Annotated in this window: 13 protein-coding genes and 1 pseudogene; 13 read left to right on the forward strand and 1 reads right to left on the reverse strand. The window is 52.4% G+C overall.

What is annotated here, in order from left to right; genetic code table 11:
• The first annotated feature begins 24 nt into the window (after positions 1-24).
• The 10 genes and pseudogenes from AMM48_RS01595 to AMM48_RS01640 all read left to right on the forward strand — a co-directional run bounded on the left by AMM48_RS01595 (position 25) and on the right by AMM48_RS01640 (position 8670).
• Entirely contained in the window at positions 25-897 is an 873-nt protein-coding gene (locus tag AMM48_RS01595; RefSeq protein ID WP_102782673.1) for a ScpA family protein, read from the forward strand.
• A gap of 17 nt (positions 898-914) precedes the next feature.
• Positions 915-1685, forward strand: coding sequence for an SMC-Scp complex subunit ScpB (gene scpB / locus AMM48_RS01600; protein ID WP_028791288.1), 771 nt, complete (start codon positions 915-917; stop codon positions 1683-1685).
• 133 nt (positions 1686-1818) lie between these two features.
• Positions 1819-2862 carry an ABC transporter ATP-binding protein gene (locus AMM48_RS01605; protein WP_102782674.1) on the forward strand — a complete coding sequence of 348 codons (1044 nt, stop codon included), beginning with the start codon at positions 1819-1821 and terminating at the stop codon, positions 2860-2862.
• Between the two features lie 164 nt (positions 2863-3026).
• A complete protein-coding gene (tatA, locus tag AMM48_RS01610; protein ID WP_022730766.1) occupies positions 3027-3263 on the forward strand; it encodes a twin-arginine translocase TatA/TatE family subunit in 237 nt (78 codons plus the stop codon).
• Between the two features lie 35 nt (positions 3264-3298).
• Positions 3299-3712: a Sec-independent protein translocase protein TatB gene (gene tatB, locus AMM48_RS01615; protein ID WP_102782675.1), complete on the forward strand. Its 414-nt coding sequence runs from the start codon at positions 3299-3301 to the stop codon at positions 3710-3712.
• Positions 3713-3714: 2 nt separating this feature from the next.
• Positions 3715-4479, forward strand: a pseudogene (tatC, locus tag AMM48_RS01620) (twin-arginine translocase subunit TatC); the annotation flags it as partial.
• Positions 4480-4810: 331 nt separating this feature from the next.
• The gene (gene serS / locus AMM48_RS01625) at positions 4811-6088 is read left to right on the forward strand and encodes a serine--tRNA ligase (protein WP_101300375.1); all 1278 of its coding nucleotides are present in this window, start codon (positions 4811-4813) and stop codon (positions 6086-6088) included.
• Positions 6089-6099: 11 nt separating this feature from the next.
• Positions 6100-6867 (forward strand): 5'/3'-nucleotidase SurE, encoded by a 768-nt coding sequence (gene surE / locus AMM48_RS01630; RefSeq protein WP_102782677.1) that lies wholly within the window; start codon positions 6100-6102, stop codon positions 6865-6867.
• Entirely contained in the window at positions 6864-7517 is a 654-nt protein-coding gene (locus AMM48_RS01635) for a protein-L-isoaspartate(D-aspartate) O-methyltransferase (protein WP_022730771.1), read from the forward strand. Before surE ends, AMM48_RS01635 begins: the two co-directional genes overlap by 4 nt.
• A gap of 97 nt (positions 7518-7614) precedes the next feature.
• Positions 7615-8670 (forward strand): M23 family metallopeptidase, encoded by a 1056-nt coding sequence (locus AMM48_RS01640; RefSeq protein WP_244271085.1) that lies wholly within the window; start codon positions 7615-7617, stop codon positions 8668-8670.
• 57 nt (positions 8671-8727) lie between these two features.
• Here AMM48_RS01640 and AMM48_RS01645 read toward each other — a convergent pair whose 3' ends face one another.
• Positions 8728-9591 carry an ATP-binding protein gene (locus tag AMM48_RS01645; RefSeq protein ID WP_102782678.1) on the reverse strand — a complete coding sequence of 288 codons (864 nt, stop codon included), beginning with the start codon at positions 9589-9591 and terminating at the stop codon, positions 8728-8730.
• Positions 9592-9826: 235 nt separating this feature from the next.
• Between AMM48_RS01645 and yajC the strand changes: the two genes are divergently transcribed.
• The 3 genes from yajC to secF all read left to right on the forward strand — a co-directional run bounded on the left by yajC (position 9827) and on the right by secF (position 12873).
• Complete coding sequence (gene yajC / locus AMM48_RS01650) at positions 9827-10207, forward strand: preprotein translocase subunit YajC (protein ID WP_022730774.1); 381 nt, start codon at positions 9827-9829, stop codon at positions 10205-10207.
• 142 nt (positions 10208-10349) lie between these two features.
• Entirely contained in the window at positions 10350-11924 is a 1575-nt protein-coding gene (gene secD, locus AMM48_RS01655) for a protein translocase subunit SecD (RefSeq protein WP_102782960.1), read from the forward strand.
• Between the two features lie 19 nt (positions 11925-11943).
• Positions 11944-12873: a protein translocase subunit SecF gene (gene secF, locus AMM48_RS01660; RefSeq protein ID WP_102782679.1), complete on the forward strand. Its 930-nt coding sequence runs from the start codon at positions 11944-11946 to the stop codon at positions 12871-12873.
• Positions 12874-12884 lie beyond the last annotated feature (11 nt).

Raw genomic sequence — 12884 nt, forward strand, 5'->3', positions numbered from 1 at the left:
GCGCGGGTTTGGGCAGGGGGATAGATGGCAGACCAGTTCGAGTTGGAAATTCCAGATGAGGTGTTCGACAAGAAACCGGTCGACGATGATGAACCGAGCCTTGCCGAACGCCTGATACTTGATCTGGACGGGTTTGAAGGCCCGCTTGATGTTCTGCTTGAACTGGCACGCGACCAAAAGGTCGATATCATCAAGATTTCGATCCTTGATCTTGCCGAACAATATCTTGAATTTATCAATAACGCGCAGGGGCTTCGGCTTGAACTGGCGGCGGATTATCTGGTGATGGCAGCGTGGCTGGCCTATCTGAAATCCAGATTGCTGTTGCCCAAGCAAGACAACGACGAGGACGAGCTCAGCGCCGAAGAAATGGCTGAGCTACTGGCCTTCCAGCTAAAACGTCTTGAGGCGATGAAGGCGGCCGGTGAAAAGTTGCTGGCACAGCCCAATCTGGGGCGTGATTTCTTTGCCCGGGGCGCACCTGAGGACATCCGCGTGACAACGGCATCGGTCTATGATGCGTCGCTTTATGATCTTTTGAAATCCTATGCCCAGATCATGTTGACGTCAGAAGCCAAGACGCTTGAGATTGAGGCGTTTGACCTTTATGCGATGGATGATGCAATCCGGCGGTTACGCGATCTGTTTGGGCGGCGTGTTGTACCAACCTGGACCAAATTACTTGAGTTTATGCCCCATGGCCTTGGGTCCCCTTTAAAAGCCCGGTCGGCCTTGGCGGCCCATTTCGTCGCCAGCCTTGAGATGTGTCGGGATGGGGAACTGGAAATCTCGCAGGAAGAAACGTTTGGTCCGATCATGTTGCGGTCGCCCCAAAAACCGCGCGAGGGCGATTTGCCCCGCAATGATCGACCCTATGATAATTTGATCGAAGAATAAGGGGCAGGGGTAAGTGAATGCCAAATGATGTAACCGGTGACGCGCAGCTTAAAATCGATGGGGTCGAAACCGGCCCGCAAGTCGATTTTCAGCATGTCCGCATTGTCGAGGCTGTGTTGTTTGCATCCGCAGACCCGATCAGCGAACGTGTCATTGCCGCACGTTTGCCCGAAGGAACCAATATTTCAGACGTACTGACGGTTTTGCAGGACACATACGCATCACGCGGCGTTAATCTGAACCGGGTTGGCGATAAATGGGCGTTTCGTACCGCTGTTGATCTTGCCGGTGATCTGCATATCGAGGTCGAAAAAGCCAAGAAAATGACGCGTGCCACGCTCGAGACGCTTGCGATCATTGCTTATCACGAGCCGGTCACCCGTTCCGAGGTTGAAGAAATCCGTGGTGTGGCGCTGTCCAAGGGCACGCTTGATATTCTGCTGGAGGCCAAATGGATCCGGCCTCGTGGGCGTAAACGTGTGCCGGGGCGACCGGTTCTTTGGGCGACAACGGATGAATTTCTTGACCACTTTGGTCTTGAAGACCGTGATGATTTGCCTGGTCTTGCGGACCTTAAGGCCGCGGGCCTGCTTGATAGCCGTCCGGGAATGGGCCGGTATGGGGCGAATTCTGATGACGAAGCATTGCCTGACCTTGTTGACGACGGTGAAGTGACCGATTCTGTTGTCGAAGAAGCCCTGACGACGCGCAATCTCGAAGAACTCGACGAGACGATTTATTCCGACAATCCCAATCTTCTTGATGAAAAAGAGGTATCGGACACCTGATCGTTTAGGGCCCGGTAACCGAAGTTATTCTGCGCCTTGCAAGAAGGGCGGCGGGCGCTTAAGTTCTGTGAAAGATTTCGCTAATCATTTGCACCTTTCGTGCGTTGACCACGTCCAGATAAAGAGTTTGTTGATGCCCGACGGTTTGAGGATGTCGAATGTCAGTCACGAATTCGGTTCCAACCGGGTTCTGAACGACATTAGTTTCGATGTCGCCCCAGGAGAAATTGTCTGTTTGCTTGGCCCGTCTGGTTGCGGAAAAACAACTGCGCTGCGGCTGGCGGCGGGGCTTGAAAAACTTCAGTTCGGGCAAATTGCCATTGATGATCAGATCGTGGCCCACCCGGGTGACTATGTTGAACCGGAAAAACGCGGCGTTGGTATGGTTTTTCAGGACTATGCACTGTTTCCGCATTTAACGGTTGCCAAGAATATTGGCTTTGGCCTGAAGCATTTTAGCGACGCCCAGCGCCGTGAGGCGGTTGAACGTGCGCTGACACAGGTTGGCATGTCAGAATACCTTGATGCCTATCCGCACGAACTTTCAGGTGGTCAGCAGCAACGGATTGCATTGGCCCGCGCATTGGCACCAACCCCGCAAATCATGTTGCTTGATGAACCGTTTTCCGGACTGGATGTCGCACGGCGCGCAGATTTGCGCGATACGACCCTTCATGTTTTGAAAAATGCCGGTATTGCAACCATCATGGTGACCCATGATCCTCAGGAAGCGATGTATATGGGCGACCGTATTATCGTGATGAACGAAGGGCAGGTCATGCAGGACGGGACGCCGGAATCGCTTTATTTTCAGCCGGAAAACCGTTTTGTTGCGTCATTCTTTGGCGAAGTGAACCAATTTTCCTCAACCGTGCGCAATGGCATTATTGAAACACCGGTCGGTCAGATCACCACCGATGAATTTGCCGATGGAACCGAGGTTGACGTATTGGTGCGTCCCGAAGGACTTCATGTCGGTGATTCCGTGAATGGTCACGATATCATGGCCAATGTTGATGCCGTGCGGGCATTGGGTGAAGTCAACCTGATGCATTTGACGCTGGAAAAGGGCGGGCACATTCATGCACGCGTGCCACGGCGCTTTTCAACATTAAATCAGAATTCGGTCGCTATTACGCTTGATCCTGAGATGACCTTCGTGTTTCCTATGTCCTGATACGGCCAACTGTCCCTTGAAATCTAACCGGGACAGAATGCTAAATTACAATTGGATTGCAATCACGGGTATTAACCCATCCGTCGCATTGCACAGTGGGGGGCTTTCTGCCATTATCCGTGCATAACGCCGGAAGGCAGAACGGATCTTTGGAGAAAGAAGTTATGGGTATTGGCGTTTGGCAAATTGTTCTTATTCTGGCGATTGTCCTGATCATCTTTGGCGCAGGTAAACTGCCGAAAGTGATGGGCGACATGGGTAAGGGCATCAAGAGCTTCAAAGCGGGCATTAACGAAAAAGAACAAGATGACGATGCTGGCGCTTCGGCCAAGACCATCGAAAACACGACCTCTGCATCGGTTTCGACCGAGAGCAAAGACAAGGATTCAGTGAAATCCTGATCGTCTGTCGGGTTTCCTTCAGATAGGCGTGTCATATGTTTGATATCGGCTGGACCGAATTGGCTCTTGTGGCCGTCGTGGCATTATTTGTCGTCGGCCCCAAGGAGCTTCCGCATCTTCTGTACAAGTTGGCGGGGTACTGGAAAAAAGTGCGCGGAATGGCGCGCGAATTCCAAAGTGGCATTGATGACATCATCCGCGAAGCGGAACTTGATGATCTGCGCAAGCAGGTGAGCAGTGCCAGTACCAACCCCACCGATTTTATGGAAAAGACGATTGGCGCACCCAAAGCCGACGGTAAAGCAACAGATGCGAAGGCATCTGAGGCAAAGTCGGCGGACACTGGTGGCTCGGACGAAAAACCGGCTGCCGCCGAAAGCAAGTCGTCAAATACCAAATCGTCAGCTGCTAATAGCAAAAAGAAAGACCACCCGGAGAGCCAGGCGTGAACATGCAATCGCATGACGAGCAGATGCCGATTATGGAGCATCTGATAGAGCTAAGAAATCGCCTGACATGGGCTGTCTTGGCGCTGTTTCTGACCTTTGGGCTCTGCTATTATTTCGTCGAGGATATCTATGGTTTCCTCGTGCGACCGCTGGCAGAAATCATGGGGCCGGATCGGCGCATGATCTATACGGCTTTGACCGAAGTATTCTTCACCTATGTCAAAGTATCGTTCTTTGCTGCTTGTTTCGTTTCAACCCCGGTATTTTTGTCGCAGTTTTGGGCATTTGTTGCTCCGGGTCTGTATAAAAACGAACGATCGGCCTTCATGCCGTTCCTGTTTGCAACACCTGTTCTGTTTTTGGCAGGCGGGGCTTTGGTTTATTACTTCATCATGCCGCTGGCGTGGAAGTTTTTCCTGAGTTTTGAGCAGGTCGGTGACGCATCCAACCTAGCAATTCAGCTTGAAGCCAAAGTCGATGAATATCTGTCTTTGGTAATGAAGCTTATCTTTGCGTTTGGTCTTTGTTTCCAGTTGCCGGTTTTGCTTACGCTGATGGCACGCGCAGGGATCGTGACGGCCGATAGCTTGGCGAAGAAACGCCGATATGCTGTTGTTATTGCCTTTGTTTTTGCCGCCGTTTTGACGCCACCCGACCTGATTTCGCAGGTTGGGTTGGGGATTCCAATCATTATTCTCTATGAGATTTCCATCATCATGGCCCGGATGTCTGAACGCAAGCGCGCCAAGCGTGCTGCGGAAGCCGAGGCAGAAGACGAAGAAGATGGTGATGATCCGGAAGATGATCCTTCTGGCGGTAGTTCTGTTGCCAAAACCGATGATACGGTTGATCAACAAGGGGCGGCTGCGGCAGGTGCATCCTATGATGATGGCCAGACATCTCTGACCCGTTCATCTTCTTCTGAAGATGGTTCTCCGCGCTTGTCGGGACCGTCTCGCGATGATGACGGGGAAGACGATTTCAATAACGCACGTTAATTGAAATCATCGGCCTTCAAACGTCTGATTTGATGGGGTGGACCTTGTGTCCACCCCATCGTATAAAGCCACAAATAATTGACTGACAGGGTGCTGTTCGATGCACGACATTAAATGGATTCGGGACAACCCCGAGGCTTTCGACGCGGCGATGGCCGTGCGCAAGCAGGAAATTACTGCGAAACGTCTGATGGATATCGACGTTGAGCGTCGCAAACTGATGACAGAACATCAGGAAATGCTGGCACGCCGCAAAACGATTTCCGGTGAAATCGGCAAGCTTCGTAAAAATGGCGAAGATGCTGACGAGTTGATGGCCGAAATGGGCACGCTCAAGGACAAGATCAAGGATGCGGAAGACGGTCAGGCCAGCCTGAACGAGCAGCTTGATCTTCTGCTGTCATCGTTTGCTAACATTCTTGACCCTGAAGTGCCAGTCGGTGACGACGAGGACGATAATGTCGAGGTCAACCGTTGGGGGGAACCTGCGACGTTCGATTTCACGCCAATCGAACATTTCGAAATCGGCGAAAAGCTTGGCATGATGGACTTTGAAACCGCAGCCAAGCTGTCGGGTTCGCGATTTGTCATCCTGCGCGGCGGGTTGGCCAAGCTTGAACGTGCGCTGTCGCAGTTCATGATTGACCTGCACACCACCGAACATGGATATGAAGAAACCATCACCCCGATGCTAGTGCGTGATGATGCCATGTTTGGCACAGGGCAATTGCCGAAGTTTGCCGAGGATTCGTTTAAGACCACCAATGATTACTGGCTGATCCCGACGTCCGAGGTCACCCTGACCAATCAGGTTGCTGGCGACATCATTGAGCAGGCAAAGCTTCCGTTGCGCTTTACCGCATTGACGCAGTGTTTCCGGTCAGAAGCCGGTTCGGCCGGGCGCGATACCCGTGGCATGATCCGGCAACACCAGTTTTCCAAAGTGGAAATGGTGTCGGTGGTTGAGGCGGAAAAGTCCGACGAGGAACTTACCCGTAAAACACGTTGTGCCGAGACGGTTCTTGAACGTCTTGGTCTGCCGTATCGTACGGTTATCCTGTGCACGGGTGATATCGGGTTCTCGGCCTGCAAGACCTATGACATTGAAGTCTGGTTGCCAGGCCAGGGTAAATACCGTGAGATTTCGTCTTGTTCTAACACCCGTGATTTCCAGGCCCGTCGCATGAATGCGCGGTATCGCGCGGCTGGCGACAAAAAGACCAATTTCGTTCATACCCTGAACGGGTCGGGACTTGCTGTTGGCCGCTGCCTGATCGCGGTCATGGAAAACTATCAGCAGGCAGATGGCTCCATCCGTGTTCCGGATGCGCTGAAACCCTATATGGGCGGACTTGAGGTTATCTCACCGCGCGGTTAAGGCATCACGGTATGATTGATCTATCGAACGCACGTATCCTGATCAGCAATGATGACGGCATTGACGCGCCGGGGATCAAGCTGCTTGAACGCTTGGCGCGTGAATTTTCCGATGATGTGTGGGTTATTGCACCGTCGACGGAACAAAGTGGTGCAGGGCATTCATTGACCCTGCGCCGCCCGCTTCGCATTCATAAGCGTGATGAACGCCACTACGCGGTTGATGGCACCCCAACGGACTGCATCCTTTTGGGGCTGCAGCAGATCATGCGCGATACACCGCCGGACATTATTCTGTCGGGCATTAACCGGGGTGGAAACCTTGGCGAGGATGTGACCTATTCCGGGACGGTTGCTGCTGCGATGGAGGCAACGCTTCTTAATGTGCCAGCAATTGCGTTTTCACAGTATTTTTCCGGTGACATGATCAATTGGACAATTGCCGAAAAATACCTTTATGACGTGACAAAAACATTGGTGAAGACAACCTGGCCAAAGGGTGTTTTGATCAATGTGAACTTCCCCGAGCACGAGGCGGACGGTGGCGCGCGTGTGCGGATTTCCAAGCAGGGGCAGCGTAAAATCGGCGATCACATTGCCGAACGCCATGATCCGCGCGGGGAGCCTTATTACTGGATTGGCGCAATCCTGTCGGAACTTCCCGAAGATCCAAATGCAGACTTGCGGGTGATCGAACAAGGCGATATCTCGGTAACACCGATCAGTCTTGATTTTACCCACTACGAAACGCACGAAAAATTGACGAAAGCATTTCCGTGAACGAGCCGGTCATTACCCGTGAAACAGAAATAGCCAATCTGCTAGAGGCGCTTCGTCATGATGGCATTCATGACGAGACTGTCTTGCAGGCATTGGCCGATGTCCCGCGCGAGACATTTGTTGCGGACCCCTTTGTTGAGCGTGCGTGGGAAAATGTCGCCTTGCCCATCAGTAAGGGGCAAACCATTTCCCAGCCCTATATCGTCGCACTCATGACGCAGGCACTTGAGCTTAATGATCGGATGAAGGTTCTTGAGGTCGGTACAGGGTCTGGGTATCAGGCGGCGATTTTGGCCAAACTTGCACGCCGGGTTTACACTCTTGAACGGCACAAGCCGCTTTTGCGCGAGGCGGAGGAAAAATTCCGTGAGCTTGGCCTGCATACGATTTCGACTTTGCATGGCGATGGCGGGCTGGGCTGGAAAGCACAAGCGCCGTTTGACCGGATCATTGTGACCGCAGCAGCGCAGGATGTGCCGCCGGTTCTGGTTGATCAGCTTGCGGTTGGCGGGATTATGGTTGTTCCGGTTGGCGAGGTATCGCATACGCAGTTGCTGTTGCGTGTGTTAAGGACGCCAAGCGGTGTTGAGGTTACTGAACTGATGCCAGTCCGTTTTGTGCCGATGTTGCCTGGTACGGAAGAATTCTAGGCTTTCTGTCAAAACGCACCCCGAATTTACAGTAAAATTTTCCAAATGCGGTCGGTGCTTACTGATTGTTAACCGCTGATCATGGACACTAGGCCCCATGATGGAAAATTGTGTCACACAGGCTGTCCAACGTGGGAAAAGTCTGCTGCTTGTCTGTATGACAACTGCGGCCCTGAGCGGCTGTTTGCTGAACTCTGTTCCTGTGCCGGTCGTGTATGGCGATGGCGCAAGCTATAGCCCGTATAGCATGCCGAAACTCAAAAACGGCGAACGCGTCGTTACCGTTGAACCCGGTGACACGGTTTCGCAGATCGCGGCACGTTACAGCACAGACTTTCGTCGGTTTACATCGCGCAATGATTTGCGTGAGCCCTATGTGATCTACCCGGGGCAGCGCTTGGTGTTGCCGCCGTGGCAATCGGACTATAACAGCATGCCGCCGACCGCTGTTGCGTCGTCCACACCCAGTGCGCCAACCAAAACGGTAACCATTGGTGGTAAGCGACAGGTGGTTAATGTTCCGACCAAAAGTACGCCGCCTTCAAGTACGCCTTCACGGCCAGAAACCGTTGTTGCACGTGTTGCGCCAACAGGGGGTGGAAGTATTCCCACACCCGGCATCAAGCCACGGGACTATGCCGCAGCCGCCGAGCAGGAATTCGCCACAACGCGCAGTTGGCAATCAGATCGCCAGTCGACTCCCGAAGCCGGGCAGGGCAGTAATGTTCGCAAAGATGTTGTTCTGGCCGAACCAACAGGCCGAAAAGGCTTCATCTGGCCGGTTCAGGGCAAGGTTGTTTTGAAATACGGTGCGGGCAATGGCGGCTTGTTTAACGACGGCATCAATATTCAAGCCAACCGCGGGACACCAATTACAGCAGCGGAAAACGGTGTTGTGACCTATGTAGGTAATGAGTTGCGCGGGTTTGGTAACCTGATCCTGATCAAGCACGCCGATAACTATGTGACGGCCTATGCCCATACGGAAAACCCCATGGTGGCACGTGGTGATGTTGTGACCCGTGGCCAACACATTTCAAGTGTCGGGTCAACCGGGGCTGTGACCTTCCCGCAATTACACTTTGAAATACGGCGAGGACGGGAATCATCGGACCCGATGAAGTTTCTACCAAGCGTTATGGTATCACGATAAAAAACACCCGGTGCGAAACCGGGTGTTTTTGTATGATGATTTGATAAGTGTTTGAAATCAGTCGATTGATTTTCCAAGTTCGCCTGCAATTTCCTGAATGAACTGCCATGCGACACGACCCGACCGGCTGCCGCGCGTGACGGTCCATTCCTTTGCGCGGGCATGGAGTTCTTCGGTGGTAATGTCGAGGTTGAATTCCTTGGCGTATCCTTCGATGATTTCGAAATAGATATCCTGGGAAATATTGTGGAAGCCAAGCCACAGACCAAACCGGTCGGACAGGGAGACCTTTTCTTCGACGGCTTCTGACGGGTTGATTGCGGTTGATCGTTCATTTTCGATCATGTCGCGGGCCATTAAATGGCGACGGTTTGATGTCGCGTAAAAGATGACGTTCTTTGGCCGCCCTTCAACACCGCCTTCAAGTACGGCCTTGAGCGATTTATAGCTTTCATCATGCAAGTCAAACGACAGATCGTCGCAGAACAGCACGGTTTTTCGGCCGCTTTCCTGAAGGATATGCAGCAAGTCGGGCAGGCTGGGGATGTCTTCGCGGTGAATTTCCACCAGTGCCAGTGCAGCAGGTGTTTCAGCGTTGATCTTTGCATGCATGGCTTTGACGATGGAGCTTTTACCGGTTCCACGTGCGCCCCATAAAAGAGCGTTGTTGGCGGGCAGGCCATCGGTAAAGCGTTTGGTGTTATTATAAAGAATCTCTTTTTGTTGGCCGATGCCTTGCAATAGATCGATATCAATGCGGTTGACGTTGCGAACCGGCTGAAGATAGCTGTTTTCGGCCTGCCAGACGAAGGCATCTGCGGCACTTAAGTCATTTTGCGTGCGTGCAGGTGGGGCCATGCGTTCAAGTGCGGACGCAATTCGTTCGAGGGTCGGCAATAATTTGTCAAAATCTGTGGTCATTGAGGCCTCTTGGATGTTTCTTGTTCTTGGTGACGGTGGTTTATGGCGCGAAAGCTAGCATACCCGTGGCGTAAAGGAATAGGATGTTGACGCCAGAAAGGCGAGAAAGCTGGTGAACAAGACCACATAAATGGTGATTTAACCCGGAAAAATCCGGTTCTTCCTTGCTTTGACGTTTGACACCGTTATATTCCGGCAGTTGATATATTTTGTCCTGAGGGATTAGGAGTTACTAATGTTTATTTCGACTGCTTTTGCGCAGACCGCAGGTGGTTCTGATGGTGCTGGCGCACTTATGCAATTTGCACCGCTGATCCTTATTTTTGTTGTTTTCTATTTCCTGCTTATTCGTCCGCAGCAGAAAAAGCAGAAAGAACATAAAGCAATGCTTGGGGCGATCCGCCGTGGCGATAAAATCGTTACCGCAGGTGGTCTTATTGGCTCCGTTGCAAAAGTTATTGGTGACGACGAGCTGTCGGTTGAGATTGCCGATGGTGTAAAAGTCAAAGTCGCACGCGGCATGGTTTCAACGGTTTTGTCAAAAACTGAACCGGCCAAGGGCGACGCCAAAGAAGAAAAAGAAGAAAAAGACGAAGAAGAGACCAAAAAAGACTAATCTCTTCGAGCAAAGCAAGGCGGAGCATCTGGCTCCGCCTTCTTGCATTTTACCGGTGGCCTGAGTGGTACAAAATACCCGTTGTTCCAAGGACCTTGGAACCAGACCAAGGTTGATCCAGACAAATCCGGTCAAAGAACACATGCTTTATTTTACAAAATGGAAAGCAGCACTGGTTCTTTTGGTGTGTGCTTTGGGTGTGGTTTACGCCGCACCGAACTTCTTGCCTAAGGACGTTCTTCCGACAGAATCGAGCCTTCTGCCGAGCAAACAGGTCAATCTTGGCCTCGATCTGCGCGGCGGGTCGCACATGTTGCTGGAGGTTGATACCGACAGCGTTGTGCGTGAACGCTATGATGCATTGGCAGATTCTATTCGATCAGAATTGCGTCAGGCACAGATCCGTAACCGTCCGCGTGAAGCGACTTTGCAGGGTGCGGAAGTTACCGTTCTCAAAGCCGAGGATGCCGAGAAGGCCCGCGAGCTGGTGCGTAATATCGAACCCAATACCGTCATGAGCGGCGAGGAGAACAATATCATTGTTTCCTATAACGAAGTTGCGATGAAGGAATTGATCGATCGGGCGCTTAGCCAATCGGTTGAGGTGGTACGCCGTCGTGTCGACGAACTTGGCACAACCGAGCCGTCCATTCAGCGTCAGGGTACAAACCGCATCGTGGTGCAGGTTCCGGGCCTTGATGACCCATCGCGTTTGCGTGCGATTCTTGGTCGTACGGCAAAGATGAACTTCCATCTGGTCAATGGCCAGAAAACGGCTGCTGATGCGCGGTCCAGCGGCTTACCGCCCGGGACCATGATCCTTCCGTCTGCGGACGAAGGGGACAAGGCCGCAGGCATTCGGGAATATCTGATTGATCGCCGTATTGTTGTGTCGGGGGACAACCTTGTTGATTCCCAACCAACCTTTAGCGACGGCCGCCCAGTGGTTTCGTTCCGCTTTGATGCGGCAGGCGGCGCACGGTTTGGTGACGTCACCAGCAAAAGTGCCGGACGCAGCCTTGCGATTGTGCTTGATGGTGAAGTGATTTCAGCCCCGCGGATCAATGAACCGATCCTTGGTGGCAGCGGCATCATTACCGGCCAGTTCAGTGTGCAGGAAGCAAATGATCTGGCACTGCTGCTGCGCGCTGGTGCACTGCCTGCACCGATGCAAATCCTTGAAGAACGCTCGGTTGGTCCGGGGCTTGGTCAGGACTCTGTTGAGGCAGGTGAAATCGCTGCAGTTCTCGGTCTGGTGTTTGTTATCGCGTTTATGGTCATCAGCTATGGCCGGTTTGGTATTTATGCCGATATCGCGCTTATGATGAACCTGATCCTTGTGCTGGCGGTGATGTCTGTGCTTCAGGCGACGTTGACGTTGCCCGGGATTGCCGGGATCGTCTTGACGGTTGGTATGGCGGTTGACGCCAATGTGCTGATTTTTGAGCGTATCCGTGAAGAACGGCGTAACGGGCGGACGATCATTAATGCGATTGATGCCGGGTATCGCAGCGCGATGTCGACCATTTTGGATGCCAATATCACCACGCTGATTGCGGCATTGGTGTTGTTTAGCTTTGGCTCTGGCCCGATCAAGGGCTTTGCCGTGACGCTGGCAATTGGCATCATCACATCCATGTTCTCGGCGATTTGGCTGACTCGACTGCTGATTGCAGTCTGGATCAAGCGTCGTCGTCCGAACGAGTTGGTACTTTGAGGAAGGGAACAGGGAAGATATGAAACCTTTGCATCTTATCCCGGATGACGTGAACGTCCCGTTCCTCAAATTCCGGAAGATCTTTTACATCGTGTCCTTGGTGATGGTGCTGGTCTCTGTTGGCCTGTTCTTCACCAAGGGGCTTAACTTCGGCATTGATTTCCGCGGCGGTATTCTTGTGGAAATCAAAACGGACGGCCCGGCAAATATCGGCGCATTGCGTGATAATCTTGGCAGTCTTGGTCTTGGTGATGTGTCTATTCAGGAATTCGGCGAACCCGATGACGTCCTGATTCAGTTGCAGCGTCAGGATGGGGACGAAAAAGCCCAGATGACCGCCTTGGCCCAGGTGACTGACGCCCTTGGCGACAGTGTCACCATTCGCCGAAGCGAACTTGTCGGCCCGAAGGTCGGTGACGAGCTTAAGGAAGCCGGGATTTATTCGGTCGTGATCTCTCTTTTGCTGATCATGGTCTATATCTGGTTCCGTTTCGAATGGCAGTTTGCAGTGGCATCCGTCGTCGCACTTTTGCACGACGTTCTGATCACCATTGGCTTCTTTGTCATTACCGGTGTTCAGTTTGACCTTGCGACCTTGGCCGCCATTCTAACGGTCGCCGGGTATTCGATTAACGATACGGTTGTTGTGTTTGACCGCATTCGTGAATATCTGCGCAAGTTCCGCAAAATGGAACTCACGGATCTTTTGGATCTGTCGATCAATTCGACCCTGTCGCGTACGACAATGACGTCATTTACCACATTGCTGGCCTTGATTGCGTTGTTTGCATTTGGCGGGGAAGCGATACGTGGCTTCACCATGGCGCTGATCTTTGGCATCGTTGTCGGCACATATTCATCGATTTGCGTCGCGTCGCCATTGCTGGTTGTTTTGCGCCTTAAGCGTAAAATTCCAGAAGGCGAAGAAGGGCAGGAAGCCAACGCCTGATCAACCACAGT

It is taken from the genome of Thalassospira sp. GB04J01 (assembly GCF_000751115.1).
GTDB classification, from domain to species: Bacteria; Pseudomonadota; Alphaproteobacteria; order Rhodospirillales; family Thalassospiraceae; genus Thalassospira; species Thalassospira lucentensis.

Bases quoted from the DNA above. Each gene is read 5' to 3' on its own strand.
- AMM48_RS01595 (WP_102782673.1), top strand. From the start codon at position 25: ATGGCAGACCAGTTCGAGTTGGAAATTCCAGATGAGGTGTTCGACAAG.
- scpB (WP_028791288.1), top strand. From the start codon at position 915: ATGCCAAATGATGTAACCGGTGACGCGCAGCTTAAAATCGATGGGGTC.
- AMM48_RS01605 (WP_102782674.1), top strand. From the start codon at position 1,819: ATGCCCGACGGTTTGAGGATGTCGAATGTCAGTCACGAATTCGGTTCC.
- tatA (WP_022730766.1), top strand. From the start codon at position 3,027: ATGGGTATTGGCGTTTGGCAAATTGTTCTTATTCTGGCGATTGTCCTG.
- tatB (WP_102782675.1), top strand. From the start codon at position 3,299: ATGTTTGATATCGGCTGGACCGAATTGGCTCTTGTGGCCGTCGTGGCA.
- serS (WP_101300375.1), top strand. From the start codon at position 4,811: ATGCACGACATTAAATGGATTCGGGACAACCCCGAGGCTTTCGACGCG.
- surE (WP_102782677.1), top strand. From the start codon at position 6,100: ATGATTGATCTATCGAACGCACGTATCCTGATCAGCAATGATGACGGC.
- AMM48_RS01640 (WP_244271085.1), top strand. From the start codon at position 7,615: ATGATGGAAAATTGTGTCACACAGGCTGTCCAACGTGGGAAAAGTCTG.
- AMM48_RS01645 (WP_102782678.1), bottom strand. From the start codon at position 9,591: ATGACCACAGATTTTGACAAATTATTGCCGACCCTCGAACGAATTGCG.
- yajC (WP_022730774.1), top strand. From the start codon at position 9,827: ATGTTTATTTCGACTGCTTTTGCGCAGACCGCAGGTGGTTCTGATGGT.
- secD (WP_102782960.1), top strand. From the start codon at position 10,350: ATGCTTTATTTTACAAAATGGAAAGCAGCACTGGTTCTTTTGGTGTGT.
- secF (WP_102782679.1), top strand. From the start codon at position 11,944: ATGAAACCTTTGCATCTTATCCCGGATGACGTGAACGTCCCGTTCCTC.